20 protein-coding genes are annotated in these 23,509 nt (G+C 59.5%); 16 read left to right on the top strand and 4 right to left on the bottom strand.

Translation table 11 applies throughout. The features are described from left to right. Positions 1–26 precede the first annotated feature (26 nt). The 3 genes from thrC (at position 27) to BK658_RS02740 (ending at position 3,370) form a co-directional block, all read left to right on the top strand. Positions 27–1,436 (top strand): threonine synthase, encoded by a 1,410-nt coding sequence (gene thrC / locus BK658_RS02750; protein WP_123580953.1) that lies wholly within the window; start codon positions 27–29, stop codon positions 1,434–1,436. A 118-nt stretch (positions 1,437–1,554) separates the two neighbouring features. After that, complete coding sequence (locus BK658_RS02745) at positions 1,555–2,898, top strand: transporter substrate-binding domain-containing protein (RefSeq protein ID WP_123580952.1); 1,344 nt, start codon at positions 1,555–1,557, stop codon at positions 2,896–2,898. Positions 2,899–3,082: 184 nt separating this feature from the next. Then, positions 3,083–3,370, top strand: a complete 288-nt coding sequence (locus BK658_RS02740) for a DUF3509 domain-containing protein (protein WP_123580967.1) — start codon at positions 3,083–3,085, stop codon at positions 3,368–3,370. A gap of 167 nt (positions 3,371–3,537) precedes the next feature. On the opposite strand, the gene BK658_RS02735 is transcribed toward BK658_RS02740, so the two are convergent. Together BK658_RS02735 and BK658_RS02730 are read right to left on the bottom strand one after the other, a co-directional pair. Next, complete coding sequence (locus BK658_RS02735) at positions 3,538–4,491, bottom strand: TIGR02285 family protein (RefSeq protein ID WP_123580951.1); 954 nt, start codon at positions 4,489–4,491, stop codon at positions 3,538–3,540. Further along, on the bottom strand, positions 4,445–5,644 hold the full coding sequence (locus BK658_RS02730; protein ID WP_123580950.1) for a CaiB/BaiF CoA transferase family protein: 1,200 nt from the start codon (positions 5,642–5,644) through the stop codon (positions 4,445–4,447). Before BK658_RS02730 ends, BK658_RS02735 begins: the two co-directional genes overlap by 47 nt. A gap of 148 nt (positions 5,645–5,792) precedes the next feature. On the opposite strand from BK658_RS02730, the gene BK658_RS02725 reads away from it, so the two are divergent. The 3 genes from BK658_RS02725 to BK658_RS02715 all read left to right on the top strand — a co-directional run bounded on the left by BK658_RS02725 (position 5,793) and on the right by BK658_RS02715 (position 9,589). Next, a complete protein-coding gene (locus tag BK658_RS02725) occupies positions 5,793–6,335 on the top strand; it encodes a YaeQ family protein (protein WP_019692025.1) in 543 nt (180 codons plus the stop codon). Positions 6,336–6,401: 66 nt separating this feature from the next. Continuing rightward, positions 6,402–8,111: a single-stranded-DNA-specific exonuclease RecJ gene (recJ, locus tag BK658_RS02720; protein WP_123580949.1), complete on the top strand. Its 1,710-nt coding sequence runs from the start codon at positions 6,402–6,404 to the stop codon at positions 8,109–8,111. A 371-nt stretch (positions 8,112–8,482) separates the two neighbouring features. Next, complete coding sequence (locus BK658_RS02715) at positions 8,483–9,589, top strand: NADH:flavin oxidoreductase/NADH oxidase (RefSeq protein ID WP_123580948.1); 1,107 nt, start codon at positions 8,483–8,485, stop codon at positions 9,587–9,589. Between the two features lie 126 nt (positions 9,590–9,715). On the opposite strand, the gene BK658_RS02710 is transcribed toward BK658_RS02715, so the two are convergent. Next, complete coding sequence (locus BK658_RS02710) at positions 9,716–11,350, bottom strand: glucan biosynthesis protein D (protein WP_123580947.1); 1,635 nt, start codon at positions 11,348–11,350, stop codon at positions 9,716–9,718. Positions 11,351–11,834: 484 nt separating this feature from the next. Between BK658_RS02710 and BK658_RS02705 the strand changes: the two genes are divergently transcribed. Continuing rightward, positions 11,835–12,020, top strand: a complete 186-nt coding sequence (locus BK658_RS02705) for a hypothetical protein (RefSeq protein ID WP_123580966.1) — start codon at positions 11,835–11,837, stop codon at positions 12,018–12,020. A gap of 443 nt (positions 12,021–12,463) precedes the next feature. On the opposite strand, the gene BK658_RS02700 is transcribed toward BK658_RS02705, so the two are convergent. After that, entirely contained in the window at positions 12,464–13,744 is a 1,281-nt protein-coding gene (locus BK658_RS02700; protein WP_123580946.1) for a glycoside hydrolase family 68 protein, read from the bottom strand. Between the two features lie 656 nt (positions 13,745–14,400). Between BK658_RS02700 and BK658_RS30645 the strand changes: the two genes are divergently transcribed. The 9 genes from BK658_RS30645 to BK658_RS02660 all read left to right on the top strand — a co-directional run bounded on the left by BK658_RS30645 (position 14,401) and on the right by BK658_RS02660 (position 23,489). Further along, the gene (locus tag BK658_RS30645; protein ID WP_404943160.1) at positions 14,401–14,529 is read left to right on the top strand and encodes a hypothetical protein; all 129 of its coding nucleotides are present in this window, start codon (positions 14,401–14,403) and stop codon (positions 14,527–14,529) included. Positions 14,530–14,532: 3 nt separating this feature from the next. Then, positions 14,533–14,775: a DUF6124 family protein gene (locus BK658_RS30640; RefSeq protein ID WP_404943159.1), complete on the top strand. Its 243-nt coding sequence runs from the start codon at positions 14,533–14,535 to the stop codon at positions 14,773–14,775. Positions 14,776–15,049: 274 nt separating this feature from the next. After that, positions 15,050–16,672 carry a methyl-accepting chemotaxis protein gene (locus tag BK658_RS02690; RefSeq protein WP_123580945.1) on the top strand — a complete coding sequence of 541 codons (1,623 nt, stop codon included), beginning with the start codon at positions 15,050–15,052 and terminating at the stop codon, positions 16,670–16,672. Continuing rightward, the gene (locus tag BK658_RS02685) at positions 16,672–17,208 is read left to right on the top strand and encodes a chemotaxis protein CheW (protein WP_123580944.1); all 537 of its coding nucleotides are present in this window, start codon (positions 16,672–16,674) and stop codon (positions 17,206–17,208) included. Before BK658_RS02690 ends, BK658_RS02685 begins: the two co-directional genes overlap by 1 nt. After that, entirely contained in the window at positions 17,205–18,470 is a 1,266-nt protein-coding gene (locus BK658_RS02680) for a CheR family methyltransferase (protein WP_123580943.1), read from the top strand. The genes BK658_RS02685 and BK658_RS02680 overlap by 4 nt, the downstream gene beginning before the upstream one ends. Next, positions 18,467–19,150, top strand: a complete 684-nt coding sequence (locus BK658_RS02675) for a chemotaxis protein CheW (protein ID WP_123580942.1) — start codon at positions 18,467–18,469, stop codon at positions 19,148–19,150. Before BK658_RS02680 ends, BK658_RS02675 begins: the two co-directional genes overlap by 4 nt. Further along, positions 19,147–21,438 (top strand): hybrid sensor histidine kinase/response regulator, encoded by a 2,292-nt coding sequence (locus BK658_RS02670; RefSeq protein ID WP_123580941.1) that lies wholly within the window; start codon positions 19,147–19,149, stop codon positions 21,436–21,438. Before BK658_RS02675 ends, BK658_RS02670 begins: the two co-directional genes overlap by 4 nt. After that, positions 21,435–22,445: a chemotaxis response regulator protein-glutamate methylesterase gene (gene cheB, locus BK658_RS02665; protein WP_123580940.1), complete on the top strand. Its 1,011-nt coding sequence runs from the start codon at positions 21,435–21,437 to the stop codon at positions 22,443–22,445. Before BK658_RS02670 ends, cheB begins: the two co-directional genes overlap by 4 nt. Positions 22,446–22,487: 42 nt before the next feature. Next, positions 22,488–23,489 carry a response regulator gene (locus BK658_RS02660; protein ID WP_123580939.1) on the top strand — a complete coding sequence of 334 codons (1,002 nt, stop codon included), beginning with the start codon at positions 22,488–22,490 and terminating at the stop codon, positions 23,487–23,489. Positions 23,490–23,509: the final 20 nt, after the last annotated feature.

Genomic DNA, 23,509 nt, shown 5'->3' with positions numbered 1-23,509 from the left:
GCGAACTCTGAATAGTGGAGCCAGTCATGCGTTATATCAGTACCCGCGGCCAGGCACCGGCCCTGAATTTCGAAGACGTGCTGTTGGCCGGTCTGGCCAGTGACGGCGGCCTGTACGTGCCGGAAAACCTGCCACGTTTCACCCAGGAGGAAATTGCTTCCTGGGCCGGCCTGCCGTATCACGAGCTGGCTTTCCGGGTGATGCGCCCGTTTGTTACCGGCAGCATCCCGGATGCCGACTTCAAGAAAATCCTCGAAGAAACGTACGGCGTGTTCTCTCACAGCGCCGTGGCACCGTTGCGTCAGCTGAACGGCAACGAATGGGTGCTGGAGCTGTTTCACGGCCCGACCCTGGCGTTCAAGGACTTCGCCCTGCAACTGCTCGGTCGTCTGCTCGACTACGTGCTGGAAAAACGCGGTGAGCGTGTAGTGATCGTCGGCGCCACCTCTGGCGATACCGGTTCGGCCGCCATCGAAGGCTGCAAGCACTGCGAAAACGTCGACATCTTCATCCTGCACCCACACAACCGTGTGTCCGAAGTGCAGCGTCGGCAGATGACCACGATCTTCGGCGAGAACATCCACAACATCGCCATCGAAGGTAATTTCGATGACTGCCAGGAAATGGTCAAGGCGAGCTTCGCCGACCAGAGCTTCCTCAAAGGCACGCGTCTGGTGGCAGTGAACTCGATCAACTGGGCGCGGATCATGGCCCAGATCGTCTACTACTTCCACGCAGCCCTGCAGTTGGGCGGCCCGGCGCGCTCGGTGTCGTTCTCGGTGCCAACCGGCAACTTCGGTGACATCTTCGCCGGCTACCTGGCACGCAACATGGGTTTGCCGATCAATCAGTTGATCGTCGCTACCAACCGCAACGACATCCTGCACCGCTTCATGAGCGGCAATCAGTACGTCAAGGAAACCCTGCACGCCACACTGTCGCCGTCGATGGACATCATGGTTTCCTCGAACTTCGAGCGCCTGCTGTTCGACCTGCACGGTCGCAACGGTGCCGCGATCGCGGGCCTGATGGACACCTTCAAGCAAGGTGGCGGTTTCAGTGTCGAACAAGAGCGCTGGACCGAAGCGCGCAAACTCTTCGATTCGCTGGCCGTGGATGACGCGCAAACCTGCGAGACCATCGCTGAAGTCTTCGAACAAACCGGTGAGCTGCTTGACCCGCACACCGCCATCGGCGTCAAGGCAGCGCGTGAGTGCCGTCGTAGCCTGGATATTCCGATGGTGATTCTGGGAACGGCCCATCCGGTCAAATTCCCTGAAGCCGTCGAAAAAGCCGGCGTAGGAAAAGCGCTTGAACTGCCTGCCCATCTTTCTGATTTGTTTGAGCGAGATGAGCGCTGCACAGTTTTGCCAAACGACCTGAAAGCTGTGCAGGCCTTTGTCAGTCAGCATGGCAACTGCGGCAAGCCACTCTGACCGGAAAACCTGTCACATTTTGAAGCCCGTCTCCTGACGGGCTTTCTCATTTCTGCATGGCACACTTGTCGTCGTTTCGCCCCTCAAGGATGGGTGAGTGAACGTGAAGGAAGTGGGCATGTGGTTTTTTAATGGATTAAAGCCGGCTTTGTGCTGGACGTTTTTATTGAGTGCCATGGGGCTTGGGCATTGTGCATTGGCGGCTCAACTCGGCGCTTTGGACGTAAGGTCTGCCGACAGTCATGACAGTCTCAAGCTTGAGGCTCACGAGCTCAAATGGATTGCCGAGCACCGGCGAGTGATCGTCGCGTCGGTGCAGTTCCCGTTGTACTTGTTCAAGGATGAGCACGGTCAATGGAGTGGTCTGAACAACGACATTCTCCAGCGTCTTTCACGGATGACCGGGCTGGAGTTTGTTCATGAAGAGTCGTTCTCGACCGAACACCTGCTCGGACTGCTGGAAAGTGGCAGGGCAGACATGAACACGACACTGGCGGTGAACGATGAACGCAAAGGCTTTCTGGATTTCAGCCATGCCTTTGGTGGGGCTGGCTGGGTGTTCGTCGGGCGGGCCGGAGCCGCTTCAGTCGATTCGTTAGAGGACCTTTCGGGCAAGGTTCTGGCGCTACCGGCCAGGCATGCGCTGGAGGCCGGCATCCGCCGTGACTATCCGCAGATCAAGCTGCGCTCGGTCAAAACCTACGCCGAGGCACGCGCCCTGGTCGAAAGCGGGGAAGCCGACGTCACCATTGAAAATGAAACGGGCGCCCACCTGTACCCTGCAGGCCGGCTGGCGATCGGTCCAAGTATCGAAGGTATGTGGGAAGCCGACCATCTCGCACTGCGCAAAGGGCAGCCACAGCTGTTGAGCATTCTCAACAAGGCGCTCGAGGCTTTTCCTCCGGTGGAGTTGCGAGCCATTCGTTCGAAGTGGCTCAGCGGCGTAGTGCCCAGTCAGCCACCCTCGCTGTGGCAGCGGTTTTACCAGTGGGGTTGTTGGGGAGTATTTTTTGCGAGTCTGTTCGGGCTGATTTCACTGCTGTGGAACCAGCGGCTGAGCATGCAGATCAAGCAGCGACTGAAAGCCGAGCAAGGGCTTGGTGACCAACTGGCGTTCCAGCATGCCTTGATGGATGCCATGCCCGATCCGGTGTTTGTACGGGATCTGGAGGGGCGGTTGATCATGTGCAACAAGAGCTATGAAGAGCACTTGTCGACCCGCTTCGACCAGATGCAGGGAAAACGCCTGACAGAGGTCGGCGTTTTGCCTGCCTCGACGGCCGAGCTTCTGCACGCGGAAATCATGGATCAACTCAGCAGTCGGAAAAACCGGTTTACCGAGCGCCAACTGACGTTCAAAAGTGGTGTAAGGGATGTTTATCAGTGGACGGTGCCGTTTTATAGCGCCGAAGGTTTGCTGCGAGGTGTCGTGGGCGGCTGGACCGATACCCATGGTCGGTAGCGCTATGAGCCTGACTGACGCTGTTAACCTGCTGTTTTTTTCTTGTCATCTTTCCCATGCATGCTCTGAAGACTCAGGGTAAAAGCGACATACCGTCAGTCGAGTTCAGAACTTTCTTCTCGGGCCAGTGGTCATTTATCACGCCCTTGGCACTTTGTTTTCGGACTATTGAATGGTGATCGAGATGGAAAGTATCAGCCTATTGCTGGGTGAGGCATTGAGCCCGTATCAGGTAACACTGACGCCGTCAGGTGCCCATGGCGAATGCCTGGTGACATTGAAGAGTACCGCTGGCGCCATCGTGGTCGAGCGTGAGTTCAATCAGGCGCAGCTCACGGATAAACGGCTGCTGACGGATGTTGTCGACGGCTTGCACCGCGACTTGTTGATCGCCGAGGGACGGCTTGAGCCCAGCGTGATTGCGGCTCTGCGCAATGTTGCGCAAGACAAGCATCTGGCTGGCAGAAGCTGATTTGTTTTTTGCGGGAACCTTCCTGCAATCAGGTTAGTCAGACCCTGTATCAACAAGAGCGAGCATTGTGCTCCGGTGTTTGTCGCTTGTTGTACGGGTCCTTGTAGACCACGTTTAACCCCGAGTCGTCTCCCCACTTCTCGGGGTTTCTTTTGCCTGGCGTTTGGTCAGGGCGTCTCATTCTGGAAAAACCTCTTGGCATCTTCCAGATACTCACTGCGCATGTTCGGGTCGAGCCATTGGGCGTAAAACTCGACCAGCCTGGTCTGCCCCGGTCCGCGCAATATTTTGTTGATGTGAGTGATGGCCTGACGGCCCTGCTCGGTATCCGAGCAAGCAATATGAATCGATTGGTACTTGTCCGTGCCGCGAATTGCGTAGAACTCCAGTTCGTCGGGCGAGATTCCTTGCTGTTGCGCCTGATAACGAATTTCCGACCAGTACCCCAGCAGGGCGGTCAAACGACCCAGGCGCTGCATTTGCAGCAGACTGCCAAGGGCATCGTTACCGTAATGGGCTGCCAGACTGTTGCTCGGTGCTTGTTGCAGCAGGCGGTCAACGACCTGGCCGTAACTGCGTTCGGCAACCACTCCCAGTTTCTTGTCCTGATGAGCCAGCAACCGCTCCAGATCGACGCTGTTGCCGATGATGAAAGGCGCAAGTGCTTCGCGGTCCGCATGGCGTATCACAATGCCGTTGCCTGGGACTCGATAGGCTGCGATGGAATAGACAATCCGTTTTGCCCGTTCCGAGCTCCACAGCAGCGAAGGGTCGCAGGTGAAGCTGGGCTCCAGAAGCATTTGCATGCCTCGTGCGCGGTTGGCCCGGAACGTCGTGTGTTGGTACTCGGGCATGCTGGCAATCAACAACGGTAAAAACCGGTCGATCACGCCCTGGCTTTTTTGCGGTCCGTCGAAAATCGTCAGTGGCGGTAAATCGCGCAGCAACCAGATCAGCGTGTCTTTGGCTTGAGCGGCCGAGGGGATTGCCAGCAGGCACGAAAGCGTTGCGCCGAACCCCAGCAGGCGAAGGTGCTGCGCCACGTATCTGTGAATGGCTGACAATCCTTGCAGCTTAGATAGCCCCATCTGCACGCAGTTGCGCGATCTGTTCCACGTCATAGCCAAGCTCGCTCAACACCTGCACGTTATGTTCACCCAGCTCCGCTCCAACCCATTCGCAAGCGCCGGGTGTTTCCGAGAGTTTCGGCACGATGCCCGGCATCTTGAAGTCCTTACCGTCGGGCAGTTTGGCTTGCAGGAACATTTCCCGCGCAAGAAATTGCGGGTCGCTGAACATGTCTTCGGCGCTGAAGATCCGGCTGGCCGGCACTTCGGCCTGGTTCAACTGCTCGATCACCGCATCCAGCGGCAACGAACTGACCCAGCGATCAATGACCCCATACAATTCATCGCGACGGCTATCGCGGCCATCGTTGCTGGCAAGTGCTGGATCGTTGGCCAGGTCGTCGCGGCCGATGATCTGCATGAAACGCTTGAAGATCGCATCGCCATTGGCACCGATCTGCACGTGCTTGCCGTCGGCGCTGGTGTGGATGGAGGAGGGGGTGATGCCGGGCATGATGTTGCCGGTGCGCTCGCGGATAAACCCGAATACATCGAATTCCGGGACCATGCTTTCCATCATGGCGAAGATCGCTTCGTACAATGCCACGTCCACCACTTGCCCCTGACCATCGTTGATCTCGCGGTGACGCAAGGCCATCAGCGCGCCGATCACGCCCCAGAGCGCGGCAATCGAGTCACCGATGGAAATCCCGGTGCGCACCGGCGGTCGATCCTCGAACCCGGTGATATAACGCAAACCGCCCATGGACTCGCCCACCGCGCCGAAGCCCGGTTGATCCTTCATCGGCCCGGTTTGACCAAAGCCCGACAGACGGACCATCACCAGTTTCGGGTTCAGCGCATGCAGCACGTCCCAGCCCAGGCCGAGTTTTTCCAGCACGCCGGGGCGGAAGTTTTCGATCAGGATGTCGGCTTCGCTGAGCAACTGCTTGAGGATTGCCAGGCCGTCGGGGTGCTTGAGGTTCAGCGTCAGGGACTTCTTGTTGCGCGCCTGGACGAACCACCACAGCGAAGTGCCCTCGTAGAGTTTGCGCCACTTGCGCAACGGGTCACCGCCATCCGGAGATTCGATCTTGATCACTTCGGCACCGAACTCGGCACAAATACGCGAGGCGAAAGGCCCGGCGATCAAGGTGCCGAGTTCGATGATTTTCAGGCCGGCAAGTGGTTTGGCAGTGAGCGGCATGGGTAATCCTGTAGGACAAAGACTGAATCAATACAGCGTTTTAGCATAGCCCGAGCCTCATCGCCCACGCTTGATAGCGGTCATGATTCGTTGATTGACCTGGCATCGGTTAGACTTGCAGCCTTTCCTCGTATCAAGAAGCCCGTTCATGGCCCAGCCGTCCACGACCTACAAGTTTGAACTGAACCTTACCGACCTCGACCGCAGCGTGTACGAGAGCGTCAAGCAGACCATCGCCCGCCACCCTTCGGAAACCGAAGAGCGCATGACCGTGCGGCTGTTGGCCTACGCCCTCTGGTACAACGAGCAGCTGTCCTTTGGCCGTGGTCTGTCGGAAGTGGACGAGCCGGCCCTGTGGGAAAAGAGCCTGGATGACCGCGTTCTGCACTGGATCGAAGTCGGCCAGCCAGACGCCGATCGCCTGACCTGGTGCTCGCGTCGTACCGAACGCACCAGCCTGTTGGCCTACGGCAGCCTGCGCGTTTGGGAAACCAAAGTGGTTCCGGCGGTAAAAAACCTGAAAAACGTCAACATTGCTGCGGTTCCTCAGGAAGTCCTGGAGACCCTGGCCAAGGACATGCCCCGCGTTATCAAGTGGGACGTGATGATCAGCGAAGGGACGATCTTCGTCACCGACGACCGTGGTCAACATGAAGTCCAGCTGCAATGGTTGGCCGGCGAGCGCGGCTGATTTTTCGCCGCCGGATCGCATCACCCGGTTTTATCCTACGTATTCAAGAGAAGCACTTGTCACCCCATGCGCATCGAACCTCGCCTATTGCCCGACACCCTGCCATTTCTCGGTGACATTCCACCCCTGCTGACCCGTTTATACGCGGCGCGGGGCGTGCAGTCGGAGGCGGAACTGGACAAGAGCCTGGCGCGCTTGATCCCGTATCAACAGCTCAAGGGCATCGAGGCCGCGGTGGACTTGCTGGTGGTGGCGCTGGAGCAGCGTCAACGGATTCTGATCGTTGGCGACTTCGATGCCGATGGTGCCACCGCGAGCACTGTTGGCCTGTTGGGACTGCGTCTTCTGGGCGCGGCTCACGTCGATTATCTGGTGCCCAACCGCTTTGAATACGGCTACGGCCTGACCCCGGAAATCGTCGCGGTGGCGCTGGAACGTCAACCACAGCTGCTGATCACCGTGGACAACGGCATATCCAGCGTCGAGGGCGTGACGGCGGCGAAAAAGGCCGGGCTCAAGGTTTTGGTCACCGATCACCACTTGCCCGGTGACGAGCTGCCGATGGCCGATGCCATCGTCAATCCGAACCAGCCCGGTTGTGAATTCCCGAGCAAGGCGCTGGCCGGGGTCGGGGTGATTTTCTATGTGCTGATGGCGTTGCGTGCCCGCTTGCGCAGCCTGGGTTGGTACGAAAGCAAGCCGCAGCCGAACATCGGTGAGTTGCTGGATCTGGTGGCGCTGGGCAGCGTCGCCGACGTGGTGCCACTGGATGCCAACAACCGGATCCTGGTGCATCAGGGCCTGGAGCGGATTCGCGCCGGCCGGGCTCGGCCGGGCATCAAGGCCATTCTCGAAGTGGCCAAGCGTGATCACTCGCGTATCACCTCGACCGATCTGGGGTTCATCCTCGGTCCGCGCCTTAACGCGGCGGGGCGTCTGGACGACATGAGCCTGGGTATCGAATGCCTGCTCACCGAAGACGTGGCGCTGGCCCGTGAAATGGCCGCGCAACTGGACGGCATGAATCAGGACCGCAAATCCATCGAGCAGGGCATGCAGCGCGAAGCATTGGCCCAGCTCAAGGACTTGCCGCTGGAGTCGATGCCGTTTGGCCTGTGCCTGTTCGATCCCGAGTGGCACCAGGGTGTCATCGGGATCCTTGCTTCGCGTATGAAAGAGCGTTATTTCCGTCCGACCATCGCCTTTGCCGATGCAGGCGACGGCATGCTCAAGGGCTCGGGACGTTCCGTGCAGGGCTTTCATATTCGTGACGCCCTGAGTGTGGTGGCGGCGCAACATCCGAATCTGATCAGCAAGTACGGTGGTCACGCCATGGCGGCGGGCCTGACGTTACCGGAAGCGAATTTTCCATTGTTCGCCGAGGCCTTCGACGCTGAAGTTCGCCGGCAAATGCGTGAAGAGGACCTGACCGGGCGATTGCTGTCGGACGGCACCCTGGCGGTCGAAGAGTTTCACCTGGAACTGGCCCGCGCCCTGCGCCATGCCGGCCCTTGGGGCCAACACTTCCCGGAGCCGCTGTTTCACGGGGTGTTCCAGCTGGTCGAGCAACGAGTGGTCGGTGAGCGCCACCTCAAGGTGGTGCTGAAAAGCGAATGTGGTTCGGTGAAACTCGACGGCATTGCCTTTGGCATCGACCGCGACGTCTGGCCGAACCCGACCATTCGCTGGGTCGAGCTGGCCTACAAGCTCGACGTCAACGAGTTCCGCGGCCAGGAAACCGTCCAGCTGATGATTGCCCATATCGAACCGCGCTGAACCCAGATCCAGCAGAAATTTCAATGAGGCTTTTGTGGCGAGGGAGCTTGCTCCCGCCGGCCGGTCCGCGCTCGGGCGCAGCAGTCGTAAAAACATTCACCGACATGTGTCAGACAAAACGCATTTAGGGCCGCTCCGCGCCCCAGCGGGAGCAAGCTCCCTCGCCACAGGTTTGATGTAGCACTTGCGCTTTCATTTCTTGAACCCTCCCTGATCCCCCGATGTCGACTAGGCTCTAATCACTGCTTGATTGGCCTTGTGACGTTTTGTCCATTTATTACCCGCGGGGGCGGGCGTCGTATCCTTTCCTGTCACTCGTCGACTATTCAAACAGAACCCTGGAGCCTGCCCACTGATTCGAGAGGTGCCCCATGAGTCTGCTGCTTGAACCGTATACCCTTCGTCAATTGACCCTGCTCAATCGCATCGCGGTGTCGCCGATGTGCCAATACTCCAGCGTCGATGGACTGGCCAATGACTGGCACCTGGTCCACCTCGGTAGCCGTGCCGTGGGCGGGGCCGGTCTGGTATTTACCGAGGCCACGGCAGTCACCGCCGAGGGGCGGATCACCGCTCAGGACCTGGGTCTGTGGAATGACGAACAGATCGAGCCACTGCAACGCATCACCCGCTTTATCACCGCCCAAGGCGCCGTTGCCGGTATTCAACTGGCCCATGCCGGACGCAAGGCCAGCACTCACCGGCCGTGGTTGGGCAAACACGGAAGTGTCAAGGCAGAGGATGGCGGCTGGACTCCGGTCGGCCCCTCGCCGATAGCCTTCGACCCTCAACACACACCACCCACACCACTGACCGAGGCGCAGATCGCCGAGGTGATTCAGGCGTTCGTCGAGTCGGCCAAGCGTGCACTGACCGCAGGCTTCAAAGTGGTTGAAGTGCATGCGGCTCACGGCTATCTGTTGCATCAGTTTCTGTCGCCGTTGAGCAATCAGCGCCGTGATCAGTACGGCGGGTCTTTCGAAAACCGCATTCGTCTGGTGCTGCAAGTGACCGAAGCGGTGCGTGCAGTCTGGCCTGAAGAGTTGCCATTGTTTGTTCGCGTATCGGCCACCGATTGGGTCGAGGATGGCTGGAACCCGGATGAAACCGTGGAACTGGCGCGGCGCTTGAAAGCATTGGGGGTCGATCTGATCGACGTGTCATCCGGCGGCACTGCGGCGAATGCGGAGATCCCGACCGGGCCGGGTTATCAGACGCGGTTTGCCGAGCGCGTGCGCAAGGAGTCAGGGATTGCCACCGGCACCGTCGGATTGATTACCGAACCTGCGCAAGCCGAACACATTTTGCGCACCTGTCAGGCCGACATCATCCTGCTGGCTCGCGAACTGTTGCGCGATCCCTATTGGCCACTGCATGCCGACGATGACCTGGGTGGTCGCAAAGCTATCTGGCCGGCGCAGTATCAACGGGCGACGAGCCGCGATCAGCCGATTCATGAGTCGGATTTGCGGGACTGAGTGACGCTACATGATCGTTCCCACGCTCTGCGTGGGAATGCAGCCAGGGACGCTCCGCGTCCCAAAAGCGGACGCAGAGCGTCCATTGAGGCATTCCCACGCGGGAGCGTGGGAACGATCAGTCCTTTAAGCAGCAGGCCAATCCGGGTACTTGCGCTTGTCCGGCGCTGGCGGGAAATACTGATACAGCCAGGTTTCGCTCAACGTCCGGTCATGAGTGCGGATGAACAAGCGCAGTTCCACCGGCGCCACGCTGTCATCGGTCGGGACCCAGTCGAAGGTGATTCGATAGCCTTTGATGCCATCCAGCGCCAGCACGTTGAAATCCTTGACCTGACCGCTCGACGCCGTGACCACCGGTTCGATGCCGGTGCCTTCGGGCAAGCGATCCAGTCCGCCGCCGGTAAAGTCGACCGCAAAACGCCGCGCCCAGACGTTCGGATAGTGCTCGCCGGGGGCCCAGCCTTCGACGAAACCGCCCATGCCCGAACGCGTGGCATTGACCCGCGCCAACGGTGTGCCCACCGGCGGCAGAGCGCTCCAGTAGAGCTTGTAGCCGTAGTTCAGCGAATCGCCTGCGGCCACCGGTTTTTTCGGGGTCCAGAAGGCCACGATGTTGTCCAGGGTTTCGCCAGTGGTAGGAATTTCCAACAAATCGACAGAGCCTTCGCCCCAGGCGGTAGTTGGCTCGACCCACAGGCTCGGGCGCTTGCTGTACCAGTCGACGGTGTCCTGATAGCTGTCGAATTCATGATCGGTCTGCACCAGTCCAAAGCCTTTCGGGTCCGTGTCGGCAAAGGCGTTGAATTGCAGGGTCGCCGGGTTATTCAGCGGGCGGCAGATCCACTCGCCATTGCCACGCCACATGGCCAGTCGATCCGAGTCGTGGATCTGCGGGTGAAGGGTGTCGCACATGCGCCGCTCGTGAGTGCCGCAGCTGAACATGCTGGTCATCGGCGTGATACCGAGTTGCTCGATGGCCGTGCGCGCGTTGACGTGTGCGTCGATGGTCATCACCACCTGATTGGCCTGGCAGTCGATGTCAAAGCGGTAGGCACCGGTGGCACTTGGTGAGTCGAGCAGGGCATAGACCACGAAGCGGGTGCTGTCCTTGTCCGGGGTTTCGAACCAGAACTTGGTGAAGTCCGGAAACTCTTCACGTTTTTTGGCATAGGTATCGATCGCCAGGCCACGGGCCGACAAACCGTACTGGCCAGTGTTATCCACAGCACGGAAGTAGCTGGCGCCGAGGAACGACACCACGTCATGTTTATCCAGCTCCGGGGCCTTGAACAGCTTGAACCCGGCAAAGCCCAGGTCGCCCTTGAGCTGCGCGGTATCGACGCCGCTGTTCTGGTAATTGAACAGCGAAGGGTGGAAATGCACTTCCCGCGCTTGACGGGTCTTGGGGTCGACGCTGTACATGCGCACCGGTTGCTTGAAACCCATGCCGACGTGGAAGAACTGCACGTCGAGTTGCCCGTTCAGGTCATTCCACAGCGAATGTCTGGCGTCGTACTGAATCGCGTTGAATTGCTGCGGCGTCATGTTCGCCAGCGTCGCTGGCAACACCTGCTTGGTGTCGACATAGCCACTGCTGGCCAGTTGTTTGGCTTGTGCCTGCAACGCCTCGAAGTCGAAGGCCTGGACCTCGCCATCGGCCGTCCCGGCCCAGGCCTGTGCGGCCAGCAATCCAGTGGCCGAAAGGCCGGTGTAGGCAGCGATGGCCATGGAGGCTTTGAGCAAATTCCTGCGGTGCATAGGACAACCTGTCGTGGACGATCCCGCGGCGTTCCTGGCTGCGTTCTGGATCAAAATGTGTGGTTCGGACAAGCCTTCGGCCAAACGCGTCGGATTCTAAACAGATGCCCAATAAGATAAAGCGTTCGAAATAACTCGAAAATGATTAGTGTGCGCTTGATGGAAAATTCCCACAGGCCGTGCCAGGGCTGCGTGTTACTCGCAACGCCAGGCGTGCAACTGCATGAGCTGGCCCCCCGAGGATATTCAGCTGTCGTTCAAGCCGACTTAGTATTTCAAATAAGCGTTTTCATTTATTTGACTAATTACTCTAAAAACAGCCCGCAAACGTTTTTTTGTCCCTATTCTTAGGCTCATGACCGGCCTTTGCCCTTGAGGCCGGTAAACGTTCAGCAGCAGTCTGGCAGGTGCTGGCCGCTGCTGAAGAAGGAGCAGGGCGATGAGGTATCTGAAGTTTCAGTTCACGTGCAGAGGGACATCGTCCATGGAAAAAGCGCAAGGCATTATCGGGTTTTTAGGGATTTTCTCAGGCTTGAGCATCTCGCGAAGGTCGCGCCGGCTCAATTCAGAGGAGGTGAAACTCGTCGAGCAGTATCGAGCGTTATCGGAGAACGACCGCATTGCAATGCGCTATCTGGCGGATGCGATGCACCGTGTTTCGCAGTTTTGAGGCCGGCGAACGGTCTCTCCCATGTACGCTGATTGATGGGGGAGGCTGTTTGTTTTATGCATCAGCCCGGATCGCATTGAGGGTTACTACTCCAGATTACGTTCGGTTCGTTGATGCAATACGGCGATGAAGTGACGGATCTGACGCAAGGTCATCACGGGGGAATTACCCGGTAGGCGGTTTTTATAGATTTGCCCAAATGTATATCTTTTCAATCGATGCCCTGGCATGGGCTTGGTTGGGGAGGGGGAGATAGGGGGAGGGGGGAGCCCCGTTACTGGCTGCATCCTTGCAGCCAGTTCCGAAGGGTCGATGTTACGCATTGTTCAATGCGGCTCCCGATCAAGTCGCAGTGAGTCAGGCGCGGATATCTCGATCATATCCACAACGTGTTTGTTATCGAATTCAAACCCGGTGCCTGAAGGCCCTATATTGCTTCGATACTATTTCAGCGTTACATCAATCATCGGGGGAATGTAACCATAGTCATATTCGGCCACCACGAAAGTCTGCTGCCCTTTCACCTTGATGCCCACTGTCGGCGCTTCAGTGCCGCCGACCCGGTACTGCATTCCGGTGTCGCTTTCCTTTGTGGGTACGGTGTCGATGAACGAAGTCACCAGGCCGTTAGGCATCACGTAATGTGAATAGGTTTGAAATGGCTGGGAAGAGGGGTTGCCCAGCACCAGACCGGAACCGTTCAGTGGCACGTAAGGGCCGAAGAGCGAATCCGCCACGAAACCGTACACCCCGTCCGGACCGGTCACACCGTCGGCATAAGTGAATTTATGGCTGATGGTGAACAGGTAGTATTTACCGTCCTGGAACAGGAAGTGCGGACGTTCGGTCTGGTCATTGACGCCTACTGCAGTCAGCAGTGGCGGCAACATTTCCCAGTCGTCGCCATCTTCGTCATTTGCTACGGCAATACCGACACAGGCGGTTTGGAAGCGCGAGTTACCGACATCTTCATAGCCCGGCGGTACGTCGCCGATTTCAGCTTCGCCGACCTTGTGCGAACCACGCTCACCGGCCACGTTGCCCTCAAACAGCATGTACAACTTGCCGTCTTTCGGATCGCGGAACGGCCATGGATCACGGAAGCCCCAGTACGGATTCTGCGCTTCGGTCTGATAGATCTCGCCGTCAGCTTCAAACAGCGACGTAACCTTTTTGAAGCCTACCATGCTGACGCCATGTTCAGTCGTCACCACGCGGCCACGCACCTTGACGATCGTGGCGCCCGGAGTGACGGCGGTGTAATACAAATCCACATCGCCCTGGTCGTTCAACAGAATCGGGGAGCCAGCCCATTCACGCGCGGTTGGAGACACACCTTGCGCCATCACGCGACCACCAAACTGCCAGTCTTTACCGGTGCGGGAAAACCAGTAGTACATCTTTGCCCGACCATGACGATCGTTCCAGTCTCGGAGGATGTCGTAATTACCGTTCTCGTCGATGTACTCCGGATCATTCGGGTGGCGATCTGCCGTCAAGGTGAAAATGACCGACCAGCCGTCGACAGAAGCCACGTTACCGTCGATATCGCGCAGCGGCATGGTGTCCCAGATGAACACCTCGTTGCTCAATACCGGGAAATCCGCACTGACCAGAGGCTGGGTAGTGGTCGGATCATCTGCGTGAACTTTCAGCGCGTCGGCGCGGGTCCACAGGCTGGGTTGACGGGGAAGCTGACCAAGTTTTTCGGTGTTGCTTTTCATAGGGATTACCTCATCCATGAATGTATTTAAATGAATCTTCGTTAGTGACTGTATATCCATACAGTGATTTCACTGTAAGTCAGTGAATTTTCAAGATCAAGTAAAAATTCCAATTTTTTTAATTTATGGGTTTTTTGTTGCTAGCTGATACGTTTCATCAGGTTATTTTTTGCACAAAAAAGGCCTACCTCTCGGTAAGCCTCTGGTCGTTCGCTGTGCGGCATGATGTGGTTTTGAAGTGAAAAGATCTTTTTGGACCGTTACGAGCCCAACGGAGGGCACGCTCCGCTCGCCACAAACCAGGGCGCAATTTCTGATCTGTTTATTCTTTCCCCAAAGCCTCGGTCCGAGGCTACGTCGGCTTGCGTCGCTGCCTACACCTGCGCCAGAATTCGCCGGCTTGTGCGCCTTGGTCGTCGCCTCTATTGTTCCCGTGTCACTGCCCATCAGTGATCGGGTTTAGTCGCCCGTCGTAGCTAAGTCGCATCAGTGCCAATCAGTCAGGTATCCCATCCCTGCACTTGATGGTGGCTGTGCGCAGGGCGCCCTCGGGCGCGCCGATTTCTTAGCTCGTCGGTCGACTAACCTGCGTACAGCCGCCACCCATTCGTTTAGTCGCGAACAGGTTGCAGCCTCACTCAAAGAGAGCTAAGCCAATGTTCAAAGCCACCCCAAATCCGCCCGAAACCGACCCGGTTTCCCCCTACGCCTCCCTTGATTCAAAAGAGCTCCACGCCGCCGCGCACCGTGCGCTCGATCACTACCTGGTGCTGCCCGAGACCTAGTAATTGTTAGCCGACCGCCGTCCCGGCTGCATTTTCGTCATTGCCCCCAACGTTGACTCTGAAACCCTGCTGGCCCACGCCTGCGAAACCCTCGCCTCGGTCAATGTCATGGCCAGCGATCTGGCGTTTGAGCTCGAAGGCCCCAAGCGCAATACCGCGTTGGCGATTCAGCAGATGATTTCCCTGGCCGAGTTGGCGGTGAATCGAGCGCTGGATCACCTCGACCCACCGGACTCACCAAAGTAGCGGCCAACACACTGATCGTTCCCACGCTCCGCGTGGGAATGCAGCCCGTGACGCTCCGCGTCACTGGACGCGGAGCGTCCCCAGAGGCATTCCCACGCGGGAGCGTGGGAACGATCAAACATTGTCATCGCCAGTATTGGGAGCGCTACGCGCTCCAGCGGGAGCAAGCTCCCTCGCCACAGGTATTTCGTTGCTGCTTGCGATGCACCGTTTATAAAACGCAACGTGCCCTCGGCTATACTCCCCTCCATTTGAACCGCCCCGAGGACTGACTGTGAAGAACTGGACGTTGCGCCAACGCATTTTGGCGAGCTTTGCGGTGATTATCGCGATCATGCTGTTGATGGTCATGGTCTCGTTCTCCAGTCTGCTGAAGATTGAGTCCAGCGAGGAAACGGTCCAGTCGGATGCCGTCCCGGGGCTGTATTACAGCTCGATGATTCGCGGTGCCTGGGTCGACAGCTATGTCTTGACCCAACGGATCGTTGGCCTCTCGGAACATCGCGACATGAGTGCCGCTGACCTGGAGTTGTACAAGGGCGCCGAGACGCACCTGAAAGACGAGATGAGCAACTATCGGAAAACGATCTTCACTAATGACGATCGGGTCGATTTCGAAGCGTTCGAGGCTCGTTACCAAACGTACAATCAGGTGTTGGGTAAAGTCGTCGGTCTGTATCAGCAAAAACAATACGAACAGGCTCGCCTGGCGCTGGAGCAGGAGTTGACGCCGGCGTGGGTCGATGGCCGCAAGCAGTTGAATGTGGTAATTGACAGTAATCGTGATCAGGCCGCTAACGCTACCGATGCCATCCGCCAAGCAGTCACCGCGGCAAAAATCAGCATGGGTGTGTCCTTACTGGTGGCGGTCATCGCGGCCGGCCTCTGTGGCCTGCTGTTGATGCGCGCGATCATGGCGCCGATGAACCGCATCGTGCAGATCCTCGACATCATGCGCACCGGCGATCTCAGCAGCCGTCTGAACCTTGATCGCAAAGACGAATTCGGTGCGGTGGAAACCGGCTTCAACGACATGATGACCGAGCTGACCTCGCTGGTGTCCCAGGCTCAACGCTCCTCGGTACAGGTCACCACGTCGGTGACCGAAATCGCTGCCACCTCCAAACAGCAGCAGGCGACCGCCACTGAAACCGCGGCCACCACCACCGAAATCGGCGCCACCTCGCGCGAAATCGCTGCGACCTCGCGGGATCTGGTGCGCACCATGACTGAAGTCTCCACCGCTGCCGATCAGGCCTCGGTGCTGGCCGGTTCCGGTCAGCAGGGCCTGGCGCGGATGGAGGAGACCATGCACTCGGTGATGGGCGCGGCTGACCTGGTCAACGCCAAACTGGCGATCCTCAACGAGAAGGCCGGCAACATCAATCAGGTGGTGGTGACCATCGTCAAGGTTGCGGACCAGACCAACCTGCTGTCGCTGAACGCCGCCATCGAGGCGGAAAAGGCCGGTGAATACGGTCGTGGTTTTGCCGTGGTCGCCACCGAAGTTCGACGTTTGGCAGACCAGACCGCCGTCGCCACCTACGACATCGAGCAGATGGTTCGCGAGATCCAGTCGGCGGTGTCGGCCGGCGTCATGGGCATGGACAAATTCTCTGAAGAAGTGCGCCGTGGCATGTCCGAAGTGCAGCAGGTCGGTGAGCAGCTGTCGCAGATCATCCACCAGGTTCAGGCGCTGGCGCCGCGGGTGTTGATGGTTAACGAAGGCATGCAGGCCCAGGCCACGGGCGCCGAACAGATCAACCATGCGCTGGTGCAGTTGGGCGATGCCAGCAGCCAGACGGTCGAGTCCTTGCGTCAGGCCAGTTCCGCCATCGACGAGCTGAGTCAGGTGGCCGTAGGGCTGCGCAGCGGCGTCTCGCGATTCAAAGTCTGATGAGCGAACTCGTGGTGAAACGCGGCGCAGGCATGGCGCCCAGGCAGTCATTGTTTCTGGTGTTTCGTATCGGCGACGAGCGCTATGCATTGCAAGCCATTGAAGTGGCCGAGGTGCTGCCGCGTCTGCCGCTCAAACCGATTGCCGGGACACCGTCATGGGTCGCGGGGGTGTTTGCCTATCGCGGCGCGGTGGTGCCGGTGATCGATGTCGGCGAGTTGGCGTTCGGTCAGCCGGCCCAGGCGCGCACCAGCACCCGATTGGTGCTGGTGCATTATCAGCCGGATGACGCCACGCCCGGGCAATTGCTCGGGCTGATTCTCGAGCAGGCCACCGACACCCTGCGTTGCAACCCGGCGGACTTCCAACCCTATGGCCTGGATAACCGCCAGGCGCCGTATTTGGGGCCGGTGCGTGAAGACTCGCACGGACTGCTGCAATGGGTGCGTGTCGCAGACTTGCTGGATGCCCAGGTGCGGGCGCTGCTGTTCCCGTCGCCGCCGCTGGGCCTGGCGATGCTTGAGGAGCGGTCATGAGCAGCGACCAGCGCTTTTTCGACTACCTCAAAGAACGTATCGGCCTGGACGTGAACTCCGTCGGCCCGGCGATCATCGAGCGGGCCGTGCGCCAGCGCATGACGGCGCAGCAGGTGAAAACGGCCGATGAGTACTGGCTGCGGCTGCAAGGCTCGGCAGACGAACAGCAGGCGCTGATCGAAGCCGTGATCGTCCCGGAAACCTGGTTTTTCCGTTACCCGGAATCCTTTGCCACGCTGGCCAGGCTGGCGCTCAAGCGTCTGGCCGAGATCAAGGGCATGCGTGCGTTGCGGATTCTCAGCCTGCCGTGTTCGACGGGCGAAGAGCCGTATTCGATTGCCATGGCGTTATTCGATGGCGGGCTTGTGCCGCATCAATTCAAGGTCGACGGGGTGGACGTCAGCCCGCTGTCGGTCGAGCGGGCCAAGCGTGCGCTGTACGGCAAGAACTCCTTTCGTGGACAGCACAGCGATTTTCGCGAGCGGCACTTCAGCACCGAAGACGACGGCTATCGCGTCAGCGACCGGGTACGCGAACAGGTGCGTTTGCAGGTGGGCAATCTGCTGGCCCCGACCTTGCTGGCCAATGAGCCAGCCTATGACTTCGTGTTTTGTCGCAACCTGCTGATCTATTTCGATCAGCCTACCCAGAAGCAGGTTCTGGAAGTGCTCAAGCGCCTGACCCACGTGGACGGCGTGCTGTTTATCGGCCCGGCCGAAGGCAGTTTGCTGGGGCATCTGGGGATGCGTTCGATCGGTATCCCGCAATCCTTTGCCTTCAGCCGTCACAGCGAGCCTGAACCCGCACCCATCCCCGTATTTAGTGCACCGGCGTTGCCGGTGCGCAGCGTTCCAGCGCCTGCGCTGCGCAGCCGACCTTTTGCCGCCGTTGCACCGGCGCCGCGTGCGAGCCTTGAGAAAGCACCGAATACCGATGCGGCCGCGCTGCTGGCAAGCATTGCAACCCTCGCCAACGAAGGTAAAAGCCTCGAAGCGCGGGCCGTCTGCGAGGAGTACCTGCGCAACCATGAACCGGTGGCGCAGGTGTTTTACTGGCTGGGGTTGCTCAGTGATGTCGCTGGCAGCGTGCTGGAAGCCCAGGGTTTTTATCGCAAGGCGCTGTATTTGCAACCGCAGCATCCCGAAGCACTGATGCACCTGTCGGTGTTACTGGCGTCCCAGGGGGATGCGTCCGGCGCCCGTCGATTGCAGCAACGCGCCGCTCGCAATGAGCGCACCGCTGACAGTGAGCGTAAACGATGACCGGTTCTGTTTCGCTGAACGTGACCCATGAAGATGCCCAGGCTATCGACGACTGCTGGAACCGTATCGGTATCCACGGCGACAAGTCCTGCCCGTTGCTGATCGAACACATTCACTGTCGCAATTGCGCGGTGTATTCCGCCGCGGCGACACGTTTGCTGGATCGCTATGCCTTGCAGCAGGACGACCGGGCGCAAGTGTCCACTGCCGTTGAAACGGACGTGGTCACGCGCTCGCTGTTGATGTTCCGCCTCGGCGAAGAATGGCTTGCCCTGGCCACCCGCAGCCTGGTGGAAGTGGCGCCGATGCAGGCGATTCATTCGCTACCGCATCAGCGTTCGCGAGCGCTGCTGGGGGTGGCGAATGTGCGTGGCGCGCTGGTGGCGTGTCTGTCGCTGGTGGAGTTGCTCGGGCTGGAAGCGACCACCGGTGTTGCCTCGGGCGTGCGGATCATGCCGCGCATGTTGATCATTGCTGCTCATGGCGGCCCGGTGGTGGTGCCGGTGGATGAAGTCGACGGGATTCACGCCATTGATGAGCGGGTTCTCGACGCTGCGTCCCGGTCAGGCGAGCAGGCCAGTGCCAAGTACACCCGTGGCGTACTGCAATTCAGAGGTCGCAGCCTGCGCTGGCTGGATGAAGAACAGGTGTTGTCCGCCGTGACCCGGAGCCTGACATGACCCCCGATCAAATGCGCGACGCGTCACTGCTGGAACTCTTCAGTCTTGAAGCCGAGGCCCAGACCCAGGTGCTCAGCGCCGGGTTGCTGGCGCTGGAGCGTGACCCGACCCAGGCCGATCAGCTGGAAGCCTGCATGCGCGCCGCGCATTCGCTCAAGGGCGCGGCGCGGATCGTCGGTGTGGATGCCGGGGTCAGCGTTTCTCATGTGATGGAAGATTGTCTGGTCAGCGCGCAGGAGGGGCGACTTTTTCTGCGCCCCGAACACATTGATGCGCTGCTGCAAGGCACAGACTTGCTGATGCGCATCGCCACGCCAGGCAGTGCCAACGTGGGGCCAGGCGACATCGAAGCCTACGTGGCGTTGATGGGGTGTTTGCTGGATCCCCTGGCGGTCGCAGCACCTGCCGTGGCACAGCCCTCATTGCCGCCCGAGCCAGCGGCGCCGCAAGTCGAGCCGCCGGACCTGGTGTCAGAACTCGAGTCGTCGCTGGCGGCCTCGGTCGAGGCGTCGCGTAAAGCCAAGCGCGTCACCGAAGGCGGCGAGCGGGTGTTGCGGGTGACTGCCGAGCGCTTGAACAGCCTGCTCGATCTGTCGAGCAAGTCGCTGGTGGAAACCCTGCGTCTCAAGCCTTACCTGGCAACAATGCAGCGTCTCAAACGCACGCAGAACAACAGTCTGCGCGCCCTGGAAAACCTCAACGTTCACCTCAAAGAGCAAGACTTGGGCCTTGAAGCCCTGGAGGCGCTCGGCGATGCGCGGCGGCTGTTGGCCGAATCGCAGCAGTTGCTGGCTGAGAAAACCGCTGAGCTTGATGAGTTTGCCTGGCAGGCGAGTCAGCGCGCTCAGGTGCTGTACGACACGGCTCTGGCCTGTCGCATGCGGCCGTTTGCCGATGTGCTGACCGGGCAGGCGCGGATGGTTCGCGATCTGGGGCGTAGTCTGGGCAAGCAGGTGCGGTTGGAAATCGAGGGTGAAAAAACCCAGGTCGACCGCGATGTGTTGGAGAAACTCGAAGCGCCGCTGACCCATTTGTTGCGCAATGCCGTGGACCACGGCATTGAAACACCCGAACAGCGCCTGTTGGCCGGCAAGCCTGCCGAAGGGCTGATTCGCTTGCGCGCGTCCAACCAGGCCGGGCTGCTGTTGCTGGAATTGAGCGACGATGGCCATGGCGTGGACCTGGAACAAGTGCGCGCCAGTATCGTCGAGCGTCAATTGTCGCCGGCCGAGACCACGGCGCAGCTCAGCGAAGAAGAGCTGCTGACATTCCTCTTCCTGCCGGGCTTCAGCCTGCGCGACAAGGTTACCGAGGTGTCCGGTCGTGGCGTCGGCCTGGATGCGGTTCAGCACATGGTCCGTCAGTTACGCGGCGCCGTGGTGCTGGAACAGAAGGCGGGCGAGGGCAGTCGTTTCCATCTTGAGGTACCGCTGACGTTGTCGGTGGTGCGCAGTCTGGTGGTGGAAGTGGGCGAGGAGGCGTATGCCTTTCCACTGGCGCACATCGAGCGCATGTGCGATTTGGCGTCCGACGACATTGTCCAGGTGGAAGGTCGTCAGCACTTCTGGCACGAAGGTCGACACGTTGGCCTCGTCGCGGCCAGCCAGTTGCTCAACCGCCCGGCGAGTCAGAACAGCCCGGCGACGCTCAAGGTCGTGGTCATCCGTGACCGCGACACGGTGTACGGCGTGGCCGTCGAGCGTTTTATCGGCGAGCGCACGTTGGTGGTGCTGCCGCTGGATGAGCGGCTGGGCAAGGTCCAGGACATTTCTGCCGGGGCCTTGCTCGATGACGGGTCGGTGGTGTTGATCGTCGACGTCGAAGACCTGCTTCGCTCGGTGGACAAACTGCTCAATACCGGTCGCCTGGAACGGATCGCCCGGCACAGCCAACAGGCCGCCATCGTTGCGCGCAAACGTATTCTGGTGGTCGATGACTCGCTGACGGTTCGTGAGTTGCAACGCAAGCTGCTGCTCAATCGGGGTTATGACGTGGCCGTTGCGGTTGACGGCATGGACGGCTGGAACGCGCTGCGTGCCGAGGATTTCGACCTGCTGATTACCGATATTGATATGCCGCGCATGGACGGGATCGAGCTGGTTTCGTTGTTGCGCCGTGACAATCGGCTGCAATCGCTGCCGGTGATGGTGGTGTCCTACAAGGATCGTGAAGAAGACCGTCGCCGTGGACTGGACGCTGGAGCCGACTACTATTTAGCCAAGGCCAGCTTTCATGACGATGCACTGCTCGATGCGGTGGTTGAGCTAATAGGAGGAGCGCGGGCATGAAGATCGCTATCGTCAACGATATGCCCATGGCCGTGGAGGCCCTGCGTCGAGCCTTGGCATTCGAGCCGGCGCACGAGGTGGTCTGGGTCGCCCGCAATGGCGCCGAGGCGGTGCAACGTTGCGCCGAGTTCACCCCGGACCTGATCCTGATGGACTTGATCATGCCGGTCATGGATGGCGTCGAAGCAACGCGCCGGATCATGGCCGAGACCCCGTGCGCCATAGTTATTGTCACGGTGGACCGGCAGCAGAATGTCCATCGGGTGTTCGAGGCCATGGGCCACGGCGCGCTGGATGTGGTCGATACCCCGGCCCTCGGCGCGGGCGATCCGAAAGAAGCCGCAGCGCCACTGCTGCGCAAGATCATGAATATCGGCTGGCTGATCGGCGAACGCGGTAACCGCGTGCAATCAGCGCCGACCCATCCTCGTATTTCCGGGCAACGCCAGAGCCTGGTGGTCATCGGTTCTTCTGCCGGTGGGCCGGCGGCGCTGGAAGTCTTGCTCAAGGGCCTGCCGCGCGATTTTGCGCCGGCCATCGTGCTGGTTCAGCACGTTGACCAGGTGTTCGCGGCCGGTATGGCTGAATGGCTCAGCAGTGCCAGCGGTCTGGACGTGCGCCTGGCTCAGGAAGGCGAGCCGCCGCAAAGCGGGACGGTTTTGCTGGCGGGTACCAATCACCATATTCGTTTATTGAAGAACGGTACGCTGGCCTACACCGCCGAGCCGGTCAACGAGATCTATCGACCCTCGATCGACGTTTTTTTTGAAAGCGTGGCCACTTACTGGAACGGAGATGCAGTCGGTGTGCTGCTGACCGGCATGGGGCGCGATGGCGCCCAGGGACTTAAATTGATGCGCCAGCAAGGCTACCTGACCATTGCTCAGGATCAGCGCAGCAGTGCGGTATATGGCATGCCGAAAGCGGCCGCCGCCATCAACGCCGCTGTAGAAATTCATCCGCTGGACAAGATAGCACCACGATTGCTGGAGATCTTTGCAAAATGACTCATTATTGCAGCTGTACTTACCTGATTCAGGTGCCAGCATATGGATGATTTACAGCTCGACGCCTTTAAAACCGATGAGAACGCCGCGATGGTGTTGCTGGTTGACGACCAGGCGATGATTGGCGAAGCCGTGCGCCGTGGGCTGGCGAACGAAGACAACATCGACTTCCATTTCTGTGCCGATCCGCATCAGGCCATCGCCCAGGCGATTCGCATCAAGCCGACGGTGATCCTGCAGGATCTGGTCATGCCCGGTCTGGATGGTCTGTCGCTGGTGCGCGAATACCGCAACCATCCGGCGACCAAGGACATTCCGATCATTGTGCTTTCGACCAAGGAGGACCCGCTGATCAAGAGCGCGGCGTTTGCTGCAGGGGCCAACGATTACCTGGTGAAGCTGCCGGACAACATCGAACTGGTCGCGCGCATTCGTTATCACTCGCGCTCCTACATGACCCTGATTCAGCGCGACGCCGCTTACCGGGCGCTGCGGGTCAGTCAACAGCAGTTGCTCGACACCAACCTGGTGCTTCAACGCCTGATGAACTCCGACGGCCTGACCGGCCTGTCTAACCGTCGCCATTTCGACGAATACCTCGAGCTGGAATGGCGTCGGGCCATGCGTGACCAGGCGCAACTGTCGCTGTTGATGATCGATGTCGACTACTTCAAGTTGTACAACGACAGCTTCGGCCATCTGGAGGGCGATGAAGCCCTGCGCAAAGTCGCCACGGCGATCCGCGATGCCAGCAGCCGGCCTTCCGATCTGCCGGCGCGTTATGGCGGTGAAGAGTTCGTCCTGGTATTGCCCAATACCTCGCCGGGCGGGGCACGCCTGGTCGCGGAAAAACTCCGGCAGACTGTGGCCGGAATGAAAATCCCGCATGTTGTTCCGGCCGAAGGTGCGAGCCTGACCATCAGCATTGGCCTCTCGACCATGACCCCGCAGCCGGGCAGTGATTACCGTCAATTGATCTCGGCGGCGGACAAGGGGTTGTACCTGGCGAAGAACAATGGACGCAATCAGGTCGGCATCGAATGAACCAGCACGTTCATTCGCCG

It is taken from the genome of Pseudomonas brassicacearum, from assembly GCF_003732175.1.
GTDB classification, from domain to species: domain Bacteria; phylum Pseudomonadota; class Gammaproteobacteria; order Pseudomonadales; family Pseudomonadaceae; genus Aquipseudomonas; species Aquipseudomonas brassicacearum_G.
Note: the sequence above shows the minus strand (reverse complement) of the source record. Positions and strands in the feature narration are given on the sequence as shown.

Bases quoted from the DNA above. Each gene is read 5' to 3' on its own strand.
- BK658_RS02675 (WP_123580942.1), top strand. From the start codon at position 18,467: ATGACCGGTTCTGTTTCGCTGAACGTGACCCATGAAGATGCCCAGGCT.
- thrC (WP_123580953.1), top strand. From the start codon at position 27: ATGCGTTATATCAGTACCCGCGGCCAGGCACCGGCCCTGAATTTCGAA.
- BK658_RS02735 (WP_123580951.1), bottom strand. From the start codon at position 4,491: ATGACGTGGAACAGATCGCGCAACTGCGTGCAGATGGGGCTATCTAAG.
- BK658_RS02730 (WP_123580950.1), bottom strand. From the start codon at position 5,644: ATGCCGCTCACTGCCAAACCACTTGCCGGCCTGAAAATCATCGAACTC.
- BK658_RS02685 (WP_123580944.1), top strand. From the start codon at position 16,672: ATGAGCGAACTCGTGGTGAAACGCGGCGCAGGCATGGCGCCCAGGCAG.
- BK658_RS02670 (WP_123580941.1), top strand. From the start codon at position 19,147: ATGACCCCCGATCAAATGCGCGACGCGTCACTGCTGGAACTCTTCAGT.
- BK658_RS30645 (WP_404943160.1), top strand. From the start codon at position 14,401: ATGTTCAAAGCCACCCCAAATCCGCCCGAAACCGACCCGGTTTCCCCC.
- BK658_RS02710 (WP_123580947.1), bottom strand. From the start codon at position 11,350: ATGCACCGCAGGAATTTGCTCAAAGCCTCCATGGCCATCGCTGCCTAC.
- cheB (WP_123580940.1), top strand. From the start codon at position 21,435: ATGAAGATCGCTATCGTCAACGATATGCCCATGGCCGTGGAGGCCCTG.
- recJ (WP_123580949.1), top strand. From the start codon at position 6,402: ATGCGCATCGAACCTCGCCTATTGCCCGACACCCTGCCATTTCTCGGT.
- BK658_RS02745 (WP_123580952.1), top strand. From the start codon at position 1,555: ATGTGGTTTTTTAATGGATTAAAGCCGGCTTTGTGCTGGACGTTTTTA.
- BK658_RS02740 (WP_123580967.1), top strand. From the start codon at position 3,083: ATGGAAAGTATCAGCCTATTGCTGGGTGAGGCATTGAGCCCGTATCAG.
- BK658_RS02680 (WP_123580943.1), top strand. From the start codon at position 17,205: ATGAGCAGCGACCAGCGCTTTTTCGACTACCTCAAAGAACGTATCGGC.
- BK658_RS02705 (WP_123580966.1), top strand. From the start codon at position 11,835: ATGGAAAAAGCGCAAGGCATTATCGGGTTTTTAGGGATTTTCTCAGGC.
- BK658_RS02700 (WP_123580946.1), bottom strand. From the start codon at position 13,744: ATGAAAAGCAACACCGAAAAACTTGGTCAGCTTCCCCGTCAACCCAGC.
- BK658_RS02660 (WP_123580939.1), top strand. From the start codon at position 22,488: ATGGATGATTTACAGCTCGACGCCTTTAAAACCGATGAGAACGCCGCG.
- BK658_RS02715 (WP_123580948.1), top strand. From the start codon at position 8,483: ATGAGTCTGCTGCTTGAACCGTATACCCTTCGTCAATTGACCCTGCTC.
- BK658_RS02725 (WP_019692025.1), top strand. From the start codon at position 5,793: ATGGCCCAGCCGTCCACGACCTACAAGTTTGAACTGAACCTTACCGAC.